Here is a 20,809-nt window from a genome sequence, read left to right on the forward strand (position 1 = left end):
CTGGAGGTTATACATGAGGATGGTAGGCAAACAGCGCAGGCGCCCCACCGGTGTGAATAAAGAGAATCGGCCCGTCATCGTTAAAGCGTTTCTGGCTGATGCCGTCTATCAGACCCGCCATCGCTTTACCGGTATATACCGGATCCAGCAGCACTCCCTCCAGGCTCGCCAGCAGTTTCACCGCCTCCATCCCCGCGTCATTTGGCACGCCGTAACCCGGGGCAAAATAGTCATCCCATAAATGGATATCCGCCGTCGCCGTCAGCGCCAGCTGACCGGCAATAGCCTGCTGCAAGGCAATCACTTTGGGTTTCTGCTCGGCGACAGAACGTGAAACGGTCACGCCAATCAGTTCGACATCCGGCATCAGATGTTCCAGCCCGACAGCTAACCCGGCGTGCGTTCCGGCGCTGCCGGAGGCCACCACCACCGAAGAGAGCCCGACGACCTCTTCACACTGCTGGGCGATTTCCAGAGCGCTCTCTACGTATCCCATTGCGCCCAGCGCGCTGGAGCCGCCGACCGGAATCACATAGGGCCTGAACCCTTGCGCTTCAATGCGCGTCGCCAGCGTTTGCAGCTGCGCATCCGGATCGGTTAGCGCATCGCACATCTCAATTTGCGTATTAAATAAATCCAGTAACAGGCGATTACCATTCGTCAGGTAATTTTCCGCGGTGGTACCGATTGGATTTTCCAGCAAGGCGACGCAATGCAGTCCCAATTTGGCCGCGACTGCCGCCGTCTGACGGACATGGTTTGACTGAATCGCCCCTGCGGTTATCAGCGTATCCGCCCCTTCTCGCAGCGCGTCGGCCACCAGAAACTCCAGCTTGCGCAGTTTATTGCCGCCCATTGCAATGGGCGTAACGTCATCGCGCTTAATGTAAATCTCACGGCCAAGATAATCAGACAATCGCGGCAGGTATTCGAGCGGGGTCGGCGCGCCGATAAGCTCCAGGCGAGGAAAGCGCGTTAAGTGATGTAGTGGCATTGAGCCTCCGGTAACGTTGTGGTGTGTTCTTTTTATTATGCACGTTGATCTAACGGAAATAAAAAAGGCGCCGATTCACGCGCCTCCGTTTGCTGACATAGTATGAGGTTGATATTGCCCGGCGGCGCACTGCCTGCCGGGCAACGTAGAACATTATTGGGTCACGTCAGCGCCAAACCATTTTTCAGAGAGGGCTTTTAAGGTGCCATCTTTTTGCATTTCCGCAATGGCGTTATCTACCGCCTTCAGCAAGTCTTCGTTGCCTTTACGTAACGCAACGCCGGACTCCTGACGCGAAAACGCATCACCGGTGACGGCCAGCGTACCTTTGGTTTTTTTCACCAGATCCAGCGCCGCCAGACGATCGACTAAAATCGCGTCAATACGGCCTACGCGCAGATCCTGGTATTTTGTAGGATCATCGTCATAAGTACGGATATCCACACCCTGAACATGTTGACGTAGCCACTCTTCATAGTTAGTCCCCAGCCCAACGCCAACTTTTTTGCCCTGCAGATCGGCCGCCGTTTTGATCGTGCCTTCATTGCCTTTTTTCACCAGCGCCTGAACGCCGGAGATAGTGTAAGGCGTAGAGAAATCATATTTTTTCTTGCGGACGTCTGAAATCGTGACCTGGTTTATCACTACATCAATGCGTTTAGCGTCCAGCGACGCCAGTATTCCGTCCCATTTGGTCGGCTTCAACGACGCTTTAACGCCCAGATGTTTTGCCAACGCCTCGGCGAAATCGACTTCAAAACCGGTTAATTTGCCGTCTTCGCCCTGAAAACTAAACGGCGGATAGGTACCTTCCAGCCCTACCAGCAGCGTGCCACGTTCTTTAACTTTGTTCAGCAAACCCTCATCGGCAAAGCTCTTCGCGCTCATTCCCGCCACCAGCGCTACAGCCATTACTCCCATCAGTGCCTGACGTCCCAGCAGTGCTAATTTCATAGTAACCCCGAATATTGCCGTTAATGACCATAGACTGTGTCCCGCCATGGCGCATCGTCACGTCTCGCGAACCTTTGGGGGACTCAGCCTAATGTAGAAGGTTTGCCACGTTTCACCAACACGACTCTGCTACATCTTATGCTTTTTTAATATATATCAGAACTGGCGGTAAAGGGGGATTTCTGTCTGGGCGCAATCTGCTGATGCGCTTTATATTGCTGGTATTTACGTAGTGCGATACGGTAATTATTGGTGCTGGTTTCCGGCAACCATGGCGCCAGGCTTTCATCGAGAAAACCGTCCTGCAGCAGATCGTGGGAAATGTTTTGCTCGCTGAGGTAATTGCCAAGACGTCGTAAACGCACGACATATTCCCGCACCGTGCCATGGCTCATCTCGGTTTGTTCAAACAAATACTGCTTGAAACCGATAATATCGAAAAAATCACTCTGCTTTTTGCAGTGCAAATCGCCGCAAAAGCGACACAGCGCCACCCACTCCTTCTGCTCCCGCTGCCAGGCAGCGTCGTCAAGTAGCATATCCAGCTGTGAAATAGCGATTTTATTAACGATCTTGCCACGGCGAACCAGCGTAATGCGGTCAAGCAATTTGTGACAATGCGCGCAATGCGTCTGGCTGTGTTTAAAGTCTTTAAGATAGCGGCTCAAGGGCCGCCTTTTAGGTTGCTGCACCGTCATGAGAACTCCTGGTAGTCTATACGTTGTGCGGCACTTTTCGGGTGCGACCATGCGCGACCTATAACTTACCCAGTTTGGTGCGTAATCGTTTGATGGCCTGACTATGCAACTGGCTGACCCGCGATTCGCCGACTTCCAGTACCGCGCCAATCTCTTTGAGATTGAGTTCTTCCTGGTAATACAGCGTTAACACCAGTTGCTCGCGTTCCGGCAGCGATTCAATCGCATCCATTACCCGCTGTCGCAGGTCGCCCTCCAGCAGTTGATGTAACGGGTTTTCCTGTTGATGTTCTTCAGTCACCAGTTCGATGCTATCGCCATGCTCCTCCCGCCACTCATCGTAAGAGAAAAGTTGGCTGTTGTTGGTATCGAGCAACATCTGACGATACTCCGCAACAGGGATGCCAAGACGTTCCGCCACTTCGGTTTCCGTCGCATTACGCCCCAGTTCCTGCTCCAGTTGTCCCATCGCCTGCGCCACTTCGCGGGCATTACGCCGGACGCTACGCGGCACCCAATCGCGGCTGCGTAATTCATCCAGCATCGCCCCACGAATACGCTGCACTGCGTAAGTGGTAAATGCCGTTCCTTGCAAAGCGTCATATCGGTCGACCGCATTTAATAACCCGATGCCGCCCGCTTGTAGCAGATCGTCCAGTTCCACGCTCGCCGGCAATCGCACCTGCAGGCGCAATGCTTCGTGACGCACCAGCGGTACATAACGCTGCCACAGCGAGTGTTTATCCATTACACCTTCAGCGGTATACAGTGAATTCACGATAAACAGCCCTGCGTTAAATGAGTTATCGGCATGATTATCCGTTTCTACAGAGGGTTCTATCGAAGGAATAAGGCTATAAAAGAAGGGTTATTTCACTTATGTAACCTGTAGCGCCTTTTTAGCGGTTCAAAGAGCAGAATAAAATCAGCCAGATAGGATAAACGGGATGCGCAAAAGCCCACCCCGAACAAAACTATGTCAGAAGATGAATCATCGACAGATCGTCGCCAGTACGCACCGTTTCTATATGGCGATGAAAATTCGCCGCCACCTCGCTGTTATGCTGGCTGCGGGAGTGAAAACTATACACAATATTGGTAACGTCATCCCACTCAAGCCGCCCGCGCTCATACACGCTGGCTGCCGTTAATAGCTTAATAAACGCATATTCCGCCACGATAATATACAGCGCGCGTAACGGGTCGACATTCGGCTGGTTGGGGAAATTATTTTCCCAAATTTTATAGAGAATTAAATTTCTGAAAGCCCAGTTCTTCTGCTGCTCATCCGCCTGTAAACAGCGCGCTAATGAGGACTCAATATCGCTAACCTTCTGCTCCATTGAGACGCCCTCTTCCGCCGTCAGCACCCGCAGAAGGCACTGGATATAGTGATCGAGGATAACACTGCCACGACTAAGCGGGAGCGAGCGGAAATAGTCCTGCATCTGCAATACCAGCGAGGTTTTTACCTTGCTGTCCGGCGCGATATTCATTAACTCCTGCGCCAGCACGCCGGTCTGCAACTGTTCAAGTAACGCGGCATACACCTGTTCCAGTTCGCCCAGCGCGGCATCATCTATTTTGGCAAATTTCTGCGTATACATGACAAATTTAATCAACGCATAGAGCGCGGCTTCCGTACTGCTGTTGGCATGGTTGATCAGACTCAGGCAAAACAGATTGAGTAACTTTTGCTGCGCTGGGAATAACGGCGCAGTATTGAATGTCTGCTGAATGATAGTTTTTTCGCCGAGCGCCATCGCGTCAGGATCGTTTAAAATGCGGGACGTCACCTCCGGGCAGGCAAGACTCAGGGAGTTACGTACCTCATTTTTATAGGTATGGTGCGCCCGCGGGAAAGAGGAACAGGTATGACTTAATGCCTTTGCGCCTAACGTTTTTTGTACCCGGCACAGACGGTCCTCATCCAGATAGGGACAATTCCCCAGCGCCGAAGGCAGCTTAATTTCGCCCCAGTGGCTGTTGTTCTTTTTCAGCAGAATAATATTATCTTGCGCGATGGTACGAATCGTCGCGTCTTTACTGGCGAGATACTTTTTAACCGTCGTCTTATCCAGCGTGATTTTCCAGCCCTTACAACAGTGGTCGCGGCAGGCCGAGCCAGAACAGGAAAAGCGGGTGACAAAGGCAGGTTCAGTGACGGTGATTTCTTTCATTACACAGGCTCCGGAATTAAAAAAGGCAGCTTTCGCTGCCTTGATTGTGTACCACGTGTCGGTGAATCAATCGCCGGATTAACGCAGTAAAGAGAGGACGTTTTGCGGAACCTGGTTCGCCTGCGCCAGAACGGAAGTACCAGCCTGCTGCAGAATCTGCGCGCGAGACATGTTGGAGACTTCGGTCGCGTAGTCGGAATCTTCGATACGGCTACGGGCAGAAGACAGGTTATTTACGGTATTGCCCAGGTTGGTGATAGCGGAGTTGAAACGGTTCTGTACCGCACCCAGGTCAGAACGCAGCGCATCAACCTGCGCCAGCGCGGCATCAATTTTAGCCAGCGGGTTTTCGGTGGTTTTAGCGGCTGCTTCCGCCAGTTCAGGCTGTGCTTTAAAGTTGTGACCTTCAGCTTTGCTGGCATTATAGGTTTTACCATCGATAGTAACAACTTCGGTTTTGCCGTCTACGCCACCCAGTTGGTTAGCCGCTGTTTTGGTAGTGCCGTCAGCAGCAGTATAACTTGTGGTTTTAGCTTTAATTGCTCCTGTCGCTTCATCGTAATCTGCGGCGTAATACTTATCGCCAGCTTTAAGCGCATAACCGCCTTCAATTGTTTTACCATTCTTATCAGTGTAAGACATTTTGACTAATTGCGCGGTATCTGCAACTGCATCATCTACCCCACCAGCTTTTAGAGCATCTTTAACGCTGGCATCAACAACAACTGGTTGATCTTTTTTCTGCACGTGAGTAATAACTTCAGCACCAGCAGGCATTGCGGTGCCAATTTTTTTGGTCCCAGTCTCCAAAGATATTGTGCCATCATCAGCAACTTTGGCTTCATAAATGCCGTTTTTAGCTGCATCAGGAGCTGAATATCCTTCAATTTCAACGTAATACTTCCCAGTGCTCTTATCAAATTGAACTTCATTACCTTTAACTGCCGGAGTTCCCGCACCAGTGCCAATAGCCGTTTTAATCTCAGCCGCAGTAGGCATCGTAGTGCTTAACGCTGCACCATCAACATAATTAGGGTTCGTGACAGCCGTGTTATCAACATCATATTTTTTCTGCACATTCAGCGTATCCAGACCCAGGGTCTGAGAGTTGATCTGCTTCAGATCGATATCGATAGTTTCACCGTCGTTGGCACCAACCTGGATGGTCAGGGTGTTGTCCTGCGCCAGGACTTTCACGCCGTTGAACTGAGTCTGGCCGGATACACGGTCGATTTCGTTCAGACGCTGGGTGATTTCAGCCTGGATGGAGTCGAGGTCAGACTGGGAGTTGGTGCTGTTAGCAGACTGAACCGCCAGTTCACGCACACGCTGCAGGTTGTTGTTGATTTCGTTCAGCGCGCCTTCAGTGGTCTGCGCAATAGAGATACCGTCGTTAGCGTTACGGGAAGCCTGAGTCAGACCTTTAATGTTCGCGGTAAAACGGTTAGCAATTGCCTGACCTGCCGCATCGTCTTTCGCGCTGTTGATACGCAGACCGGAAGACAGACGCTCGATAGCGGTACCCAGAGCAGACTGGGATTTGTTCAGGTTATTCTGGGTCAACAGCGACAGGCTGTTTGTATTAATGACTTGTGCCATGATCTTTTCCTTATCAATTACAACTTGATGTTATTGGGCTGTTGCCCACGGTTTCTCACCGTAACCCTTGTATCGGCACCTGAATTTCGAACTTTAGAAAATTTTTCACTTCCCCCGATCTTTTTCTTAGGCGGCGAAATAGCCGCTTTATGCATCATTATTCCGCGCATTATTTTTGCAAAATTATCATTAAACTTTGCCTCCAGATTGCCGATAACGCGCTTAACTACTGTTTGCAATCAAAAAGGAAGAAGGCATGGCTTCAATTTCATCATTAGGTGTGGGATCAAACTTACCGTTAGACCAGTTGTTGACAGACCTGACAAAGAACGAAAAAGGACGCTTAACGCCAATTACCAAACAGCAGAGCGCGAATTCGGCAAAGCTAACCGCCTATGGCACATTGAAAAGCGCATTAGAAAAATTCCAGACGGCAAATACCGCGTTAAATAAAGCGGATTTATTTAAGTCTACCGTGGCGTCCAGCACGACGGAGGACCTCAAAGTCAGTACTACCGCTGGCGCTGCTGCAGGGACTTATAAGATTAACGTAACCCAGCTTGCCGCCGCACAGTCGCTGGCGACAAAAACCACCTTCGCGACCACCAAAGAGCAGTTGGGCGATACGTCGGTCACGTCCCGGACAATTAAAATTGAACAGCCGGGACGTAAAGAGCCGCTGGAAATTAAGCTGGATAAAGGCGACACCTCCATGGAGGCGATCCGTGACGCCATCAATGACGCCGACAGCGGTATCGCCGCCAGTATCGTTAAGGTCAAAGAGAACGAATTCCAGTTGGTGCTTACCGCCAATAGCGGTACCGACAATACGATGAAGATCACGGTGGAAGGCGATACAAAACTTAACGATCTACTCGCTTATGACAGCACCACCAATACCGGCAATATGCAAGAGCTGGTGAAAGCAGAAAACGCGAAGCTGAACGTAAACGGCATCGACATTGAACGTCAGAGCAATACCGTAACCGACGCCCCTCAGGGAATTACGCTCACCCTGACGAAGAAAGTGACCGACGCGACCGTGACGGTAACGAAAGATGATACCAAGGCGAAAGAGGCGATTAAATCCTGGGTGGATGCCTATAACTCGCTGGTGGATACCTTTAGCTCGTTAACCAAATATACCGCCGTTGAGCCGGGCGAAGAAGCCAGCGATAAAAACGGCGCGCTGTTAGGCGATAGTGTGGTTCGTACTATCCAGACCGGGATTCGGGCACAATTTGCCAATAGCGGCAGTAATTCTGCGTTCAAAACAATGGCGGAAATTGGCATCACTCAGGATGGGACTTCCGGCAAACTGAAGATTGATGATGATAAGCTGACCAAAGTACTGAAAGATAACACAGCCGCAGCGCGTGAGCTGCTGGTGGGCGATGGTAAAGAAACGGGGATCACCACCAAAATTGCCACCGAAGTGAAAAGTTATCTGGCGGATGACGGCATTATTGATAATGCGCAGGACAACGTTAACGCCACGCTGAAAAGCCTGACGAAACAGTACCTGTCCGTTAGCAACAGCATCGATGAAACCGTTGCCCGTTACAAGGCCCAGTTTACCCAACTGGATACCATGATGAGTAAACTGAATAACACCAGTAGTTATTTGACCCAGCAATTTACAGCTATGAACAAGTCCTGATAACAGAGGTCACCATGTACACCGCGAGCGGTATCAAAGCTTATGCGCAAGTCAGCGTGGAAAGCGCCGTGATGAGCGCCAGCCCGCATCAGTTGATTGAAATGTTGTTTGATGGCGCGAATAGCGCTCTGGTGCGCGCTCGCCTGTTTTTAGAACAAGGCGATGTTGTCGCGAAAGGTGAAGCGTTAAGCAAAGCCATTAATATTATCGATAACGGGCTGAAAGCCGGCCTCGATCAGGAAAAAGGCGGTGAGATTGCGACGAATCTTTCCGAGCTATACGACTATATGATTCGCCGTTTACTGCAGGCTAATTTGCGTAACGACGCTCAGGCCATCGAAGAAGTGGAAGGGTTACTCAGCAATATTGCAGAAGCCTGGAAACAGATTTCACCGAAAGCATCTTTCCAGGAGTCTCGTTAATGACCTCAACCGTGGAGTTTATCAACCGTTGGCAGCGTATTGCGCTGCTCAGTCAATCGCTGCTTGAACTTGCGCAGCGAGGTGAATGGGATCTCTTACTGCAACAAGAGGTCTCCTATCTGCAAAGTATTGAAACGGTGATGGAAAAGCAAACTCCACCGGGCATTACGCGAAGTATTCAGGATATGGTCGCCGGATACATCAAACAAACGCTGGATAATGAGCAGCTCCTGAAAGGGCTGCTGCAACAGCGACTGGATGAACTGAGTAGTTTGATCGGACAATCCACCCGCCAAAAATCACTCAACAACGCTTATGGCCGTCTTTCCGGTATGTTACTCGTGCCAGACGCGCCTGGCGCCTCATAATATTTTCCCGTCTCGTATGAAAATTCTTCCATACTCCAGAGGTCGGCTAAACGACTTCTGGAGCACGGAAGATGAAAAACCCCACGTTATTGCAGTACTTCCACTGGTATTATCCCGACGGCGGTAAACTCTGGTCTGAGCTGGCGGAACGTGCTGATGGGCTGAATGATATCGGTATCAATATGGTCTGGCTACCGCCCGCCTGTAAAGGCGCCTCCGGCGGCTATTCCGTAGGCTATGATACCTACGACCTGTTTGACCTCGGCGAATTTGACCAAAAAGGAACTATCGCGACAAAGTACGGCGATAAACGCCAGTTACTGGCGGCGATAGACGCGCTCAAAAAAAATAATATTGCGGTGCTGCTCGACGTCGTCGTGAACCACAAAATGGGCGCAGACGAAAAAGAACGTATTCGCGTTCAGCGCGTGAATCAGGATGACCGCACGCAAATCGATGACAACATCATTGAATGCGAAGGCTGGACGCGCTACACCTTCCCTGCCCGCGCGGGCCAGTATTCCAACTTTATTTGGGACTATCACTGTTTCAGCGGCATTGATCACATCGAGAATCCCGACGAAGACGGCATTTTTAAGATCGTCAATGACTATACCGGCGATGGCTGGAACGATCAGGTTGATGATGAGATGGGTAATTTCGACTATCTGATGGGTGAAAATATCGATTTTCGCAATCACGCGGTTACGGAAGAGATTAAATATTGGGCTCGTTGGGTCATGGAACAAACCCACTGTGACGGCTTTCGCCTGGACGCGGTAAAACATATACCCGCCTGGTTTTATAAAGAATGGATTGAGCATGTACAGGCGGTTGCACCAAAACCGCTGTTTATTGTCGCAGAATACTGGTCGCATGAAGTGGATAAACTGCAAACGTACATCGATCAGGTCGACGGGAAAACCATGCTGTTCGACGCGCCGTTGCAGATGAAATTTCATGAAGCCTCGCGCCAGGGCGCGGAGTATGACATGCGCCACATATTCACCGGCACGCTGGTAGAAGCCGACCCTTTTCATGCGGTGACGCTGGTCGCTAACCACGATACACAACCGTTACAGGCGCTGGAAGCGCCGGTAGAACCCTGGTTCAAACCATTGGCCTATGCGCTGATCCTGCTTCGTGAAAACGGCGTACCGTCGGTGTTTTATCCCGATTTATACGGCGCCAGCTATGAGGATAACGGCGAAAATGGCGAGACCTGTCGGGTCGACATGCCGGTGATTAACCAACTGGATCGGCTGATCCTTGCTCGTCAGCGTTTTGCGCACGGTATACAAACTCTCTTTTTCGATCATCCTAACTGTATCGCCTTTAGTCGCAGCGGTACTGAAGAGAATCCAGGCTGTGTGGTTGTACTTTCCAATGGCGACGACGGTGAAAAAACCCTCCTGCTCGGCGACAATTACGCTAACAAGACCTGGCGTGATTTTCTGGGAAACCGCAGTGAGCATATTGTAACTAATGATCAAGGCGAAGCGACGTTCTTCTGCAACGCAGGCAGCGTCAGCGTGTGGATCATTGAGGACATGTGATGAGCGTTCCCGGCGGCAGAGCGCTGCCGGGAAGCGAAATTACGGCAGCGGCGTCGGCAGCGGCGTTTTTTCTAACGCGGCGGCGCACTCCGGCGTCGGACGAGCGACCCGTTGCAGCGTCATGCCATCATATTCCAGGGTATTCCCGTCGCGCTCAATCTCATAGAGCTCACGCTTAACCGTAACATTGGTTAAGTCATCGGAGAGCATGGTCAGCTTGCCCGGCAGAGCAATAACGCGCTGCCACTGGCGGCAGTCCAGCGTATCGCCTTCTTTAGTCACTACCAGGCTGGCGATAGCTTCAGGGCTCACCAGCTTACGTTGCGGGCCTTTTGACTGCCAGTACCCTTCCAGACCGGCCGGCGCGGGCGTTTTCACCACATCATTATAGTTTTCCACCTCGGCGCATCCGGCCAGAACCAGCAATGCGCCAACGATCGCTACTTTTTTCATCATTCATCCTGCATCAGAAGAAAGAAGAATTGTGGCATTAAAGCCCTGACGCCGCCAGCCTTTCCAGGCGCTGGCCGCAATTTGATCCAGTCGGTATTACCGCTTATTAGGTGTAGGCAAATTCTGTGATCGGTGTAGTATGCGCACTTCTTGTTTCACACCTTCTGAGTTCAGAGGCTAAACACATGTCATGGCAACACTTCAAGCAAACCTGGTTAATTAAATTCTGGGCGCCGGCCCCTGCGGTGATCGCAGCCGGTATTCTCTCTACCTACTATTTTGGCATCACCGGCACGTTTTGGGCCGTGACGGGCGAATTTACCCGCTGGGGCGGGCAAATTTTGCAGCTTTTTGGCGTTCATGCCGAACAGTGGGGCTACTACAAGCTGATTCATCTGGAAGGTACGCCGCTGACGCGTATCGACGGCATGATGATCCTCGGCATGTTCGGCGGCTGCTTCGCCGCGGCGCTGTGGGCCAACAACGTAAAACTGCGTATGCCGCGCAGCCGAATCCGTATCGTACAGGCGGTGGTCGGAGGCATGATCGCTGGCTTCGGCGCGCGTCTGGCGATGGGGTGTAACCTGGCCGCCTTTTTTACCGGGATCCCGCAGTTCTCCCTACACGCGTGGTTCTTTGCGCTGGCGACCGCTATCGGCTCCTGGTTCGGCGCCCGCTTTACGTTGCTGCCGATATTTCGCATACCGGTGAAAATGCAAAAGGTCTCCGCGGCTTCGCCACTGACGCAGAAACCGGATCAGGCAAGACGGCGTTTCAGGCTCGGTATGCTGGTCTTTATCGGCATGATTGGCTGGGCGTTATTAACGGCAATGCATCAGCCGAAACTAGGGCTGGCGATGCTGTTCGGCGTCGGGTTTGGGCTGCTGATCGAGCGCGCGCAAATCTGCTTTACCTCGGCCTTTCGCGATCTGTGGATCTCCGGACGCGCCCATATGGCGAAAGCGATTATTTTCGGCATGGCGGTCAGCGCCATTGGTATTTTCAGCTACGTGCAGTTGGGCGTTGCACCTAAAATTATGTGGGCTGGCCCGAATGCGATCATTGGCGGACTGCTGTTCGGTTTTGGCATCGTGCTGGCGGGCGGCTGCGAAACCGGCTGGATGTACCGCGCCGTAGAAGGCCAGGTGCATTACTGGTGGGTGGGCCTCGGCAATGTCATCGGTTCAACCATCCTGGCTTACTACTGGGATGATTTCGCGCCCGCGCTGGCGACCAGTTGGGATAAAGTTAACCTGCTGAATACCTTTGGTCCGCTGGGCGGTCTGCTGGTCACCTACCTGTTATTATTTGCCGCGCTGATGTTAATTATCGGCTGGGAAAAACGTTTTTTCCGCCGTGCGGGGCTGACGCCTGCTAAGGAATCTGTATGAAAAATATCGTCCCTGATTACCGTCTGGATATGGTTGGCGAACCTTGTCCGTACCCGGCGGTCGCCACTCTGGAAGCGATGCCGCAGCTAAAAAAAGGGGAGATCCTGGAGGTGGTGAGCGACTGTCCGCAGTCCATTAATAATATTCCACTGGATGCGCGCAATCACGGCTATACGGTGCTGGATATCCAGCAGGATGGCCCGACAATTCGTTATCTGATTCAAAAATAAACGCATGCTCCCGCTGTACGTTACGGCGGGAGACCTTTTACGGCGTAACCGGCAAAAATCTAAAACGCATAAAAGAAATCAGACAAGGTCGTCTTGTGCGCCGTGGCATAAATCTATTATATAACGTATACCGTTTTAATTTTGTCTGAGTCGATGAAAAACCCATGACTATTTTAAGCAAAACATAAAACAATTATTATTTTCCCTCTACGTCATAAAAGACTATCAGGTATTTATATTTTTACTCACTGACATTATCAGGTGATGATTTATTTATGCACAGCAGAAGCCAAAAAAATGATAAAAATTATTTTCATCTCCATTATTGGAGTCGTCTGTCTTGCCGCTGCCCGTTACTCACCCGTCACAGTGGTCAATGCACATCCGAGCGCCATTGCCCACTGTCTCGCTGATAATCTGTCCCCGTATGGGTATATACTGGATCTCCATGAAACAGATATTCCAGGCATTAGTAAAGAATTTACCGTGTATTATCGCAACGGCGCATATATTGCAGGAACATTCTGGATTGCAAACTCAATGACAATAGCCTCAGAACGAATAGTAGGAATGAATGGCGTCAGTAAACAGGCGTACCCTATTTTTAATAAGTCCCTGCAACAATGTGCAACCCGCTTATCAATAAAATGAGCGCGCCTCGCAAAAAACAAGCCCACATAATCACGCACTGGTTGCATGGGCGTCGCGTCCCCCGCCGCTGACCTAGGTAAGCGCCCGGGAGTTCGTTGCGGATGGGTTTTCAGCCCTGGCTTAAACCTGCATGGACATGACTTCCTGATACGCGGCGACCAGCTTATTGCGCACCTGAATCCCCATTTGCATGGAGACGGACGCTTTTTGCATATCAGCCATCACGTCATTAAGCGCAATGCCCGGCTCACCCAGAGTGAATTTTTCCGCCTGAACGCGCGCCGTCGTCTGTCTGTCGCTAATACGATCCAGCGCAGCATGTAGCTGGCCGGCAAAACTCACCGTCGACTGCGAGTGCGTGTCTTGCCCGCGCGCGGCCATCGCCGTCGCCTGTAACTGGCTAATAACCCCTTCAATCCCCTGTATTGCTGCCATGCTATTCCCCTGGATGATTTTTTACGCAGCAGAGATTACCAGTTTGTCAATAAGATAAAGGCGTTAAATAACGATAAAAAACCTCGGTTTTTAGCGCATAGAAAAATTCGAAACCACAAATAATGAGACCGTCAATTTTTCGAGTTTGCTGACCCGGGAGTGAGTCTTGTTCCACTTTGCAAAAAACGCCGTCCACGATCAGTCACGAGGTGCGAGATGAGTGCGACTGCATCGACTGCAACCCAACCTAAACCTCTCGAGTGGCTTAATCGCCTACGCGCGAATCCCCGAATTCCGTTAATTGTGGCGGGTTCCGCTGCCGTGGCGATCGTCGTTGCGATGGTGCTGTGGGCCAAAACGCCCGATTACCGCACGCTATTTAGCAACCTTTCCGATCAGGACGGCGGCGCGATCGTCGCGCAGTTGACCCAGATGAATATCCCCTATCGCTTTGCCAATGGCAGCGGCGCGATTGAAGTGCCCGCCGACAAAGTGCATGAACTGCGTCTGCGTCTGGCGCAGCAGGGGCTGCCTAAAGGCGGCGCGGTAGGCTTTGAACTGCTTGATCAGGAAAAATTCGGTATCAGTCAGTTCAGCGAGCAGGTGAATTACCAGCGCGCGCTGGAAGGTGAACTGGCCCGGACGATCGAGACGCTGGGTCCGGTAAAAAGCGCCCGTGTTCACCTGGCGATGCCAAAGCCGTCACTATTTGTGCGGGAACAAAAATCCCCTTCCGCCTCCGTCACCGTCACACTGGAACCGGGACGGGCGCTGGATGAAGGACAAATTAGCGCCGTGGTACATCTGGTTTCCAGCGCTGTCGCCGGTTTGCCGCCAGGAAACGTCACTCTGGTCGATCAATCCGGTCATCTGCTCACGCAATCCAATACCAGCGGTCGCGACCTTAATGACGCGCAATTAAAATTTGCTAATGATGTGGAAAGCCGCATCCAACGCCGTATCGAAGCCATTCTGTCGCCTATCGTCGGGAACGGTAATGTTCACGCTCAGGTAACCGCCCAGTTGGATTTTGCCAATAAAGAACAGACGGAAGAGCACTACAGCCCGAACGGCGATGCGTCGAAGGCCACCCTGCGTTCACGTCAGTTGAATATTAGCGAACAGGTAGGCGCGGGCTATCCCGGCGGCGTGCCTGGCGCGCTGTCGAACCAACCAGCGCCGCCTAACGAGGCGCCGATCGCCACGCCGCCGACCAATCAACAAAACGCGCAGAATACGCCACAAACCAGCACCAGTACCAACAGTAACAGTGCTGGCCCGCGCAATACACAGCGTAATGAAACCAGTAACTACGAAGTGGACCGCACCATTCGTCACACCAAAATGAATGTGGGCGATATTGAGCGTCTCTCCGTGGCCGTCGTGGTGAATTACAAAACGCTGGCAGATGGCAAACCGCTGCCATTGACCGCCGATCAGATGAAACAGATCGAGGATTTAACCCGTGAAGCGATGGGTTTTTCTGATAAACGCGGCGATACGCTAAACGTGGTGAATTCACCGTTTAGCGCAGTGGATAACACCGGCGGCGAACTGCCCTTCTGGCAACAGCAGTCCTTTATCGATCAGTTGCTCGCGGCAGGTCGCTGGTTGCTGGTACTGGTGGTGGCCTGGATTCTGTGGCGCAAAGCGGTACGTCCGCAGTTGACGCGCCGTGTTGAAGAAGCGAAAGCGGCGCAGGAACAGGCGCAGGTTCGCCAGGAAACCGAAGAAGCCGTGGAAGTACGCCTTAGCAAAGACGAGCAGCTCCAGCAACGCCGGGCTAACCAGCGTCTGGGCGCTGAGGTGATGAGCCAGCGTATTCGCGAAATGTCAGACAACGATCCGCGCGTGGTGGCGCTGGTCATTCGCCAGTGGATGAGTAACGATCATGAGTAATCTTAGCGGTACCGATAAAAGCGTCATTTTGTTGATGACCATTGGCGAAGACCGGGCGGCAGAGGTGTTTAAACACCTCTCCACCCGCGAAGTACAGGCGTTAAGTACGGCGATGGCTAACGTGCGTCAGATCTCCAACAAACAACTGACGGACGTACTATCAGAGTTTGAGCAAGAAGCGGAGCAGTTCGCCGCGCTGAATATTAACGCCAACGAATACCTGCGCTCCGTACTGGTTAAAGCGCTGGGCGAAGAACGCGCCTCCAGCCTGCTGGAAGATATTCTGGAAACGCGCGATACCACCAGCGGTATCGAAACGCTCAACTTTATGGAACCGCAGAGCGCCGCCGACCTGATTCGCGACGAGCACCCGCAGATTATCGCCACCATTCTGGTCCACCTCAAACGCAGTCAGGCCGCCGATATTCTGGCGCTGTTTGACGAACGACTGCGTCATGATGTGATGCTGCGTATCGCGACATTTGGCGGCGTACAGCCGGCGGCGCTGGCGGAGTTGACCGAAGTGCTGAATGGCCTGCTCGATGGTCAGAACCTGAAACGCAGCAAAATGGGCGGTGTAAGAACCGCGGCGGAAATTATCAACCTGATGAAAACGCAGCAGGAAGAAGCGGTTATTACCGCTGTGCGCGAATTCGACGGCGAACTGGCGCAGAAAATCATCGACGAGATGTTCCTGTTCGAAAATCTGGTGGATGTGGACGATCGCAGTATCCAGCGTCTGTTGCAGGAAGTGGATTCCGAATCGCTGCTGATCGCTCTGAAAGGCGCCGAACCGCCATTACGCGAGAAGTTCCTGCGCAATATGTCCCAGCGCGCCGCCGATATCCTGCGCGACGACCTTGCCAACCGTGGCCCGGTTCGTCTGTCTCAGGTGGAAAACGAGCAGAAAGCGATTCTGCTTATTGTGCGTCGTCTGGCGGAAACCGGCGAAATGGTGATTGGCAGCGGCGAGGATACCTATGTCTAATGAATTGCCGTGGCAAGTCTGGACCCCCGACGATCTCGCCCCGCCGCCAGAAACATTTGTGCCGGTTGAGGCTGATAACGTGACCTTGACAGACGATACGCCGGAGCCCGAACTCACTGCCGAACAGCAGCTGGAGCAGGAGCTGGCGCAGTTAAAAATACAGGCCCATGAACAAGGTTATAACGCCGGGCTGGCGGAGGGACGGCAAAAAGGACACGCGCAGGGATACCAGGAAGGGTTAGCGCAGGGGCTGGAGCAAGGACAAGCTCAGGCGCAGACGCAGCAGGCGCCGATTCATGCCCGCATGCAGCAGTTAGTGAGCGAGTTTCAGAACACGCTTGACGCGCTCGATAGCGTTATCGCCTCACGGCTGATGCAAATGGCCCTGGAGGCTGCGCGTCAGGTCATCGGCCAAACGCCGGCGGTGGACAACTCGGCGCTGATTAAACAGATCCAACAACTGTTGCAGCAAGAGCCGCTCTTTAGCGGCAAGCCGCAGTTGCGCGTGCATCCGGACGACTTACAGCGGGTGGAAGAGATGCTGGGCGCCACGCTCAGCCTTCACGGATGGCGGTTACGCGGCGATCCAACGTTGCATCACGGCGGATGTAAAGTCTCTGCCGATGAGGGCGATCTGGACGCCAGCGTCGCTACTCGCTGGCAAGAGTTGTGTCGCCTGGCGGCACCGGGAGTGCTCTGATGACCACGCGTCTGACCCGCTGGCTTACCGCGCTCGACAACTTTGAAGCAAAAATGGCGTTATTGCCGGCGGTGCGTCGTTATGGACGTTTAACCCGCGCCACGGGCCTGGTACTGGAGGCCACCGGTCTCCAGCTTCCGCTGGGCGCCACCTGCATTATTGAGCGCCAGGACGGCCCTGAAACCAAAGAGGTGGAATCGGAAGTCGTCGGTTTTAACGGCCAGCGTCTGTTTTTAATGCCGCTGGAAGAGGTCGAAGGCATTCTGCCCGGTGCCCGCGTTTACGCCCGTAACGGACATGGCGACGGTCTGCAAAGCGGCAAACAGCTACCGCTCGGCCCGGCCCTGCTTGGTCGGGTGCTGGATGGCGGCGGTAAACCGCTCGACGGACTGCCTGCGCCGGATACGCTGGAAACCGGCGCGTTAATCACGCCGCCGTTTAACCCGCTACAGCGAACGCCAATCGAACATGTGTTGGATACCGGCGTACGCGCTATCAACGCGTTGTTAACCGTAGGGCGCGGTCAGCGTATGGGACTCTTTGCCGGTTCCGGCGTCGGTAAGTCGGTTCTGCTTGGCATGATGGCGCGCTACACGCGGGCGGACGTGATTGTCGTGGGACTTATCGGCGAACGTGGCCGCGAAGTTAAAGATTTTATCGAAAATATTCTCGGCCCCGACGGTCGCGCGCGTTCGGTGGTGATTGCCGCCCCGGCGGATGTTTCGCCGCTGCTGCGAATGCAGGGCGCCGCCTATGCCACCCGCATCGCCGAAGACTTTCGCGATCGCGGACAGCATGTGTTGCTGATTATGGATTCGCTGACGCGCTATGCGATGGCGCAGCGTGAAATTGCGCTGGCAATCGGCGAACCGCCAGCCACCAAAGGTTATCCGCCCTCGGTGTTCGCAAAGCTACCGGCGCTGGTCGAGCGTGCCGGTAATGGTATCCATGGCGGCGGCTCTATCACCGCGTTTTATACCGTGTTGACCGAGGGGGACGACCAACAAGATCCCATTGCCGACTCGGCACGCGCAATCCTCGACGGGCACATTGTCTTGTCCCGCCGTCTGGCGGAGGCCGGGCACTATCCGGCCATTGATATCGAGGCGTCAATCAGCCGGGCGATGACCGCGCTCATTACCGAGCAGCACTATGCGCGGGTACGGCTATTTAAACAGTTGCTTTCCAGTTTCCAGCGTAACCGCGATCTGGTCAGCGTCGGCGCTTATGCCAAAGGCAGCGATCCGATGCTCGATAAAGCCATTACCTTATGGCCGCAACTGGAAGCGTTTTTACAGCAAGGTATTTTTGAACGGGCCGACTGGGAAGACTCTCTGCAGGCGCTCGATTTAATTTTCCCGACGGTGTGATAAAGCAGGAGGGCGACGATCATGGCACAACATGGCGCTCTGGAAACACTCAAAGATCTGGCCGAAAAAGAGGTAGATGACGCGGCGCGTTTACTGGGCGAAATGCGTCGCGGCTGCCAACAGGCGGAAGAACAGCTCAAAATGCTGATCGATTATCAGAATGAGTATCGCAGTAATTTGAACACCGATATGGGCAACGGCATCGCCAGTAATCGCTGGATCAACTATCAGCAGTTTATTCAGACACTGGAAAAGGCGATAGAGCAGCATCGCCTCCAGCTTACGCAGTGGACGCAAAAAGTCGACCTGGCGCTGAAGAGCTGGCGTGAGAAAAAGCAGCGACTTCAGGCCTGGCAAACCTTACAGGACCGACAAACCGCGGCAGCGCTGTTAGCTGAAAACCGCATGGATCAGAAAAAGATGGATGAATTTGCTCAGCGTGCAGCAATGAGGAAACCCGAATGATCACCCTGCCCCAACTGATCACCACCGATACCGACATGACCGCGGGTCTGACGTCAGGAAAAACCACCGGTTCAGCCGAGGACTTTCTGGCGCTCCTGGCGGGCGCGTTAGGCGCAGACGGCGCACAGGGCAAAGACGCCCGCATCACGCTGGCCGATTTACAGGCGGCAGGCGGCAAGTTATCGAAAGAGCTACTGACCCAACATGGCGAGCCGGGCCAGGCGGTGAAGCTTGCCGACCTGCTGGCGCAAAAAGCGAATGCGACGGATGAAACGCTTACCGATCTGACACAAGCGCAGCATCTACTGTCTACGCTAACGCCATCGTTGAAAACCAGCGCTCTGGCCGCATTGAGTAAAACGGCGCAGCATGATGAGAAAACGCCCGCGCTGAGCGATGAGGATCTTGCCAGTCTGAGCGCCTTATTCGCCATGCTGCCCGGACAACCTGTCGCGACGCCTGTCGCCGGAGAGACGCCGGCTGAAAATCACATCGCCTTGCCGTCACTGTTGCGCGGCGACATGCCATCGGCGCCGCAGGAAGAGACACATACGCTCTCTTTTAGCGAGCATGAAAAAGGGAAAACCGAGGCGTCGCTTGCGCGCGCCAGCGACGATCGCGCCACGGGTCCAGCACTGACGCCGCTGGTGGTCGCTGCCGCCGCGACCAGCGCGAAAGTGGAGGTGGATAGCCCGTCCGCGCCAGTAACGCATGGCGCGGCAATGCCGACGCTCAGCAGCGCCACGGCGCAACCGCAACCGCTACCTGTCGCCTCAGCCCCGGTACTCAGCGCGCCGTTAGGCAGCCATGAATGGCAGCAAACGTTCAGTCAGCAGGTCATGTTATTTACGCGTCAGGGACAGCAAAGCGCGCAGCTTCGATTGCATCCGGAAGAGTTAGGTCAGGTGCATATTTCGCTCAAGCTGGATGACAATCAGGCGCAGCTCCAGATGGTATCGCCGCACAGCCATGTCCGCGCCGCGCTGGAAGCCGCCCTGCCCATGTTGCGCACTCAGTTGGCGGAAAGCGGCATTCAGTTGGGACAAAGCAGTATCAGTAGCGAAAGCTTTGCCGGACAGCAGCAGTCTTCGTCGCAACAGCAGTCTGCCCGCGCCCAACACCCGGACGCGTTTGGCGCTGAAGATGACATAGCGTTAGCGGCGCCGGCCTCGCTTCAGGCCGCCGCGCGCGGCAATGGCGCAGTGGATATCTTCGCCTAACGCCAGAGGTAGCATGATTATCCGCGTCTTTTCCACGCTTTGTCGTGGACAGGACACGGGATAATCAGCCAATAAGCAGTACCGAAACAGGAAGCCCGTATCAGATGACTGACTCCGCGATTAACAAAAAGAGCAAACGCTCGATTTGGATACCTTTGCTGGTGTTGATTACCCTCGCCGCCTGCGCGACCGCCGGTTATAGCTACTGGCGTATGCAGCAGCAACCGACCACGAACGCTAAAGCGGAACCGGCTCCGCCGCCCGCGCCGGTATTTTTTGCGCTGGATACGTTTACCGTCAATCTGGGCGATGCGGATCGCGTGTTGTATATCGGCGTGACCCTGCGTCTGAAAGACGAAGCGACGCGCGCGCGATTAAATGAATATCTGCCGGAAGTGCGCAGCCGTCTGCTGTTGTTGTTTTCCCGTCAGAATGCCGCCGAGCTCTCAACAGAAGCTGGCAAACAAAAACTGATTGCCGCCATTAAAGAGACGCTGGCCGCGCCGCTCGTTGCCGGACAACCAAAACAGGTCGTCACTGACGTGCTTTATACAGCTTTTATTCTGCGGTAACGAT

At 53.4% G+C, this 20,809-nt stretch carries 22 protein-coding genes; 14 read left to right on the plus strand and 8 right to left on the minus strand.

What is annotated here, in order from left to right; translation table 11 throughout:
* Positions 1-7: 7 nt before the first annotated feature.
* The 6 genes from dcyD to J4614_RS05005 form a co-directional block, all read right to left on the minus strand.
* On the minus strand, positions 8-994 hold the full coding sequence (dcyD, locus tag J4614_RS04980; RefSeq protein ID WP_001128188.1) for a D-cysteine desulfhydrase: 987 nt from the start codon (positions 992-994) through the stop codon (positions 8-10).
* A 153-nt stretch (positions 995-1,147) separates the two neighbouring features.
* A complete protein-coding gene (gene tcyJ, locus J4614_RS04985; protein WP_000761631.1) occupies positions 1,148-1,948 on the minus strand; it encodes a cystine ABC transporter substrate-binding protein in 801 nt (266 codons plus the stop codon).
* Between the two features lie 146 nt (positions 1,949-2,094).
* Positions 2,095-2,646, minus strand: coding sequence for a flagella biosynthesis regulatory protein FliZ (fliZ, locus tag J4614_RS04990; RefSeq protein WP_000218080.1), 552 nt, complete (start codon positions 2,644-2,646; stop codon positions 2,095-2,097).
* A 58-nt stretch (positions 2,647-2,704) separates the two neighbouring features.
* On the minus strand, positions 2,705-3,424 hold the full coding sequence (locus J4614_RS04995; RefSeq protein ID WP_001087453.1) for an RNA polymerase sigma factor FliA: 720 nt from the start codon (positions 3,422-3,424) through the stop codon (positions 2,705-2,707).
* Positions 3,425-3,620: 196 nt separating this feature from the next.
* Positions 3,621-4,826, minus strand: coding sequence for a flagellin lysine-N-methylase (fliB, locus tag J4614_RS05000; protein ID WP_069721396.1), 1,206 nt, complete (start codon positions 4,824-4,826; stop codon positions 3,621-3,623).
* Positions 4,827-4,904: 78 nt separating this feature from the next.
* The gene (locus J4614_RS05005) at positions 4,905-6,425 is read right to left on the minus strand and encodes a FliC/FljB family flagellin (RefSeq protein WP_000079800.1); all 1,521 of its coding nucleotides are present in this window, start codon (positions 6,423-6,425) and stop codon (positions 4,905-4,907) included.
* Positions 6,426-6,681: 256 nt separating this feature from the next.
* Here J4614_RS05005 and fliD point away from each other — a divergent pair, with 256 nt between their 5' ends.
* From fliD to amyA, 4 genes are all read left to right on the plus strand, one after another.
* Entirely contained in the window at positions 6,682-8,085 is a 1,404-nt protein-coding gene (gene fliD / locus J4614_RS05010) for a flagellar filament capping protein FliD (protein ID WP_000146802.1), read from the plus strand.
* 14 nt (positions 8,086-8,099) lie between these two features.
* On the plus strand, positions 8,100-8,507 hold the full coding sequence (gene fliS / locus J4614_RS05015; RefSeq protein ID WP_000287764.1) for a flagellar export chaperone FliS: 408 nt from the start codon (positions 8,100-8,102) through the stop codon (positions 8,505-8,507).
* Positions 8,507-8,875 (plus strand): flagella biosynthesis regulatory protein FliT, encoded by a 369-nt coding sequence (gene fliT, locus J4614_RS05020; RefSeq protein WP_000204899.1) that lies wholly within the window; start codon positions 8,507-8,509, stop codon positions 8,873-8,875. Before fliS ends, fliT begins: the two co-directional genes overlap by 1 nt.
* Before the next feature lie 71 nt (positions 8,876-8,946).
* Positions 8,947-10,431: an alpha-amylase gene (amyA, locus tag J4614_RS05025; protein ID WP_023376956.1), complete on the plus strand. Its 1,485-nt coding sequence runs from the start codon at positions 8,947-8,949 to the stop codon at positions 10,429-10,431.
* 39 nt (positions 10,432-10,470) lie between these two features.
* On the opposite strand, the gene yedD is transcribed toward amyA, so the two are convergent.
* Positions 10,471-10,884, minus strand: coding sequence for a lipoprotein YedD (gene yedD / locus J4614_RS05030; protein ID WP_000754694.1), 414 nt, complete (start codon positions 10,882-10,884; stop codon positions 10,471-10,473).
* A gap of 128 nt (positions 10,885-11,012) precedes the next feature.
* Here yedD and yedE point away from each other — a divergent pair, with 128 nt between their 5' ends.
* The 3 genes from yedE (at position 11,013) to J4614_RS05045 (ending at position 13,156) form a co-directional block, all read left to right on the plus strand.
* The gene (gene yedE / locus J4614_RS05035) at positions 11,013-12,275 is read left to right on the plus strand and encodes a selenium metabolism membrane protein YedE/FdhT (RefSeq protein ID WP_327301421.1); all 1,263 of its coding nucleotides are present in this window, start codon (positions 11,013-11,015) and stop codon (positions 12,273-12,275) included.
* Positions 12,272-12,505 (plus strand): sulfurtransferase-like selenium metabolism protein YedF, encoded by a 234-nt coding sequence (gene yedF / locus J4614_RS05040; protein ID WP_000790504.1) that lies wholly within the window; start codon positions 12,272-12,274, stop codon positions 12,503-12,505. The genes yedE and yedF overlap by 4 nt, the downstream gene beginning before the upstream one ends.
* Before the next feature lie 264 nt (positions 12,506-12,769).
* Complete coding sequence (locus tag J4614_RS05045; protein WP_077908838.1) at positions 12,770-13,156, plus strand: hypothetical protein; 387 nt, start codon at positions 12,770-12,772, stop codon at positions 13,154-13,156.
* A gap of 120 nt (positions 13,157-13,276) precedes the next feature.
* Here the strand turns inward: J4614_RS05045 and fliE are convergent, their stop codons facing one another.
* The gene (gene fliE / locus J4614_RS05050) at positions 13,277-13,591 is read right to left on the minus strand and encodes a flagellar hook-basal body complex protein FliE (RefSeq protein WP_001529222.1); all 315 of its coding nucleotides are present in this window, start codon (positions 13,589-13,591) and stop codon (positions 13,277-13,279) included.
* Positions 13,592-13,807: 216 nt separating this feature from the next.
* Between fliE and fliF the strand changes: the two genes are divergently transcribed.
* The 7 genes from fliF (at position 13,808) to fliL (ending at position 20,805) form a co-directional block, all read left to right on the plus strand.
* Positions 13,808-15,490: a flagellar basal-body MS-ring/collar protein FliF gene (fliF, locus tag J4614_RS05055; protein WP_001276832.1), complete on the plus strand. Its 1,683-nt coding sequence runs from the start codon at positions 13,808-13,810 to the stop codon at positions 15,488-15,490.
* Entirely contained in the window at positions 15,483-16,478 is a 996-nt protein-coding gene (fliG, locus tag J4614_RS05060) for a flagellar motor switch protein FliG (protein WP_000067735.1), read from the plus strand. Before fliF ends, fliG begins: the two co-directional genes overlap by 8 nt.
* A complete protein-coding gene (fliH, locus tag J4614_RS05065) occupies positions 16,471-17,178 on the plus strand; it encodes a flagellar assembly protein FliH (RefSeq protein ID WP_000064158.1) in 708 nt (235 codons plus the stop codon). The genes fliG and fliH overlap by 8 nt, the downstream gene beginning before the upstream one ends.
* Positions 17,178-18,548, plus strand: coding sequence for a flagellar protein export ATPase FliI (fliI, locus tag J4614_RS05070; RefSeq protein WP_000213257.1), 1,371 nt, complete (start codon positions 17,178-17,180; stop codon positions 18,546-18,548). Before fliH ends, fliI begins: the two co-directional genes overlap by 1 nt.
* Positions 18,549-18,569: 21 nt before the next feature.
* Positions 18,570-19,013 carry a flagellar export protein FliJ gene (gene fliJ, locus J4614_RS05075; protein ID WP_000046981.1) on the plus strand — a complete coding sequence of 148 codons (444 nt, stop codon included), beginning with the start codon at positions 18,570-18,572 and terminating at the stop codon, positions 19,011-19,013.
* Positions 19,010-20,233, plus strand: coding sequence for a flagellar hook length control protein FliK (gene fliK / locus J4614_RS05080; protein ID WP_000631670.1), 1,224 nt, complete (start codon positions 19,010-19,012; stop codon positions 20,231-20,233). Before fliJ ends, fliK begins: the two co-directional genes overlap by 4 nt.
* Before the next feature lie 104 nt (positions 20,234-20,337).
* A complete protein-coding gene (fliL, locus tag J4614_RS05085; protein ID WP_000132169.1) occupies positions 20,338-20,805 on the plus strand; it encodes a flagellar basal body-associated protein FliL in 468 nt (155 codons plus the stop codon).
* Positions 20,806-20,809 lie beyond the last annotated feature (4 nt).

It is taken from the genome of Salmonella sp. 32031103-2018-00083-FB-01-SM-01 (assembly GCF_017571995.1).
GTDB lineage: Bacteria > Pseudomonadota > Gammaproteobacteria > Enterobacterales > Enterobacteriaceae > Salmonella > Salmonella enterica.

Coding starts and splice junctions, on each gene's coding strand:
- dcyD (WP_001128188.1), bottom strand. CDS start 994: ATGCCACTACATCACTTAACGCGCTTTCCTCGCCTGGAGCTTATCGGC.
- tcyJ (WP_000761631.1), bottom strand. CDS start 1,948: ATGAAATTAGCACTGCTGGGACGTCAGGCACTGATGGGAGTAATGGCT.
- fliZ (WP_000218080.1), bottom strand. CDS start 2,646: ATGACGGTGCAGCAACCTAAAAGGCGGCCCTTGAGCCGCTATCTTAAA.
- fliB (WP_069721396.1), bottom strand. CDS start 4,826: ATGAAAGAAATCACCGTCACTGAACCTGCCTTTGTCACCCGCTTTTCC.
- J4614_RS05005 (WP_000079800.1), bottom strand. CDS start 6,425: ATGGCACAAGTCATTAATACAAACAGCCTGTCGCTGTTGACCCAGAAT.
- fliD (WP_000146802.1), top strand. CDS start 6,682: ATGGCTTCAATTTCATCATTAGGTGTGGGATCAAACTTACCGTTAGAC.
- fliS (WP_000287764.1), top strand. CDS start 8,100: ATGTACACCGCGAGCGGTATCAAAGCTTATGCGCAAGTCAGCGTGGAA.
- fliT (WP_000204899.1), top strand. CDS start 8,507: ATGACCTCAACCGTGGAGTTTATCAACCGTTGGCAGCGTATTGCGCTG.
- amyA (WP_023376956.1), top strand. CDS start 8,947: ATGAAAAACCCCACGTTATTGCAGTACTTCCACTGGTATTATCCCGAC.
- yedD (WP_000754694.1), bottom strand. CDS start 10,884: ATGAAAAAAGTAGCGATCGTTGGCGCATTGCTGGTTCTGGCCGGATGC.
- yedF (WP_000790504.1), top strand. CDS start 12,272: ATGAAAAATATCGTCCCTGATTACCGTCTGGATATGGTTGGCGAACCT.
- J4614_RS05045 (WP_077908838.1), top strand. CDS start 12,770: ATGATTTATTTATGCACAGCAGAAGCCAAAAAAATGATAAAAATTATT.
- fliE (WP_001529222.1), bottom strand. CDS start 13,591: ATGGCAGCAATACAGGGGATTGAAGGGGTTATTAGCCAGTTACAGGCG.
- fliF (WP_001276832.1), top strand. CDS start 13,808: ATGAGTGCGACTGCATCGACTGCAACCCAACCTAAACCTCTCGAGTGG.
- fliG (WP_000067735.1), top strand. CDS start 15,483: ATGAGTAATCTTAGCGGTACCGATAAAAGCGTCATTTTGTTGATGACC.
- fliH (WP_000064158.1), top strand. CDS start 16,471: ATGTCTAATGAATTGCCGTGGCAAGTCTGGACCCCCGACGATCTCGCC.
- fliI (WP_000213257.1), top strand. CDS start 17,178: ATGACCACGCGTCTGACCCGCTGGCTTACCGCGCTCGACAACTTTGAA.
- fliJ (WP_000046981.1), top strand. CDS start 18,570: ATGGCACAACATGGCGCTCTGGAAACACTCAAAGATCTGGCCGAAAAA.
- fliK (WP_000631670.1), top strand. CDS start 19,010: ATGATCACCCTGCCCCAACTGATCACCACCGATACCGACATGACCGCG.
- fliL (WP_000132169.1), top strand. CDS start 20,338: ATGACTGACTCCGCGATTAACAAAAAGAGCAAACGCTCGATTTGGATA.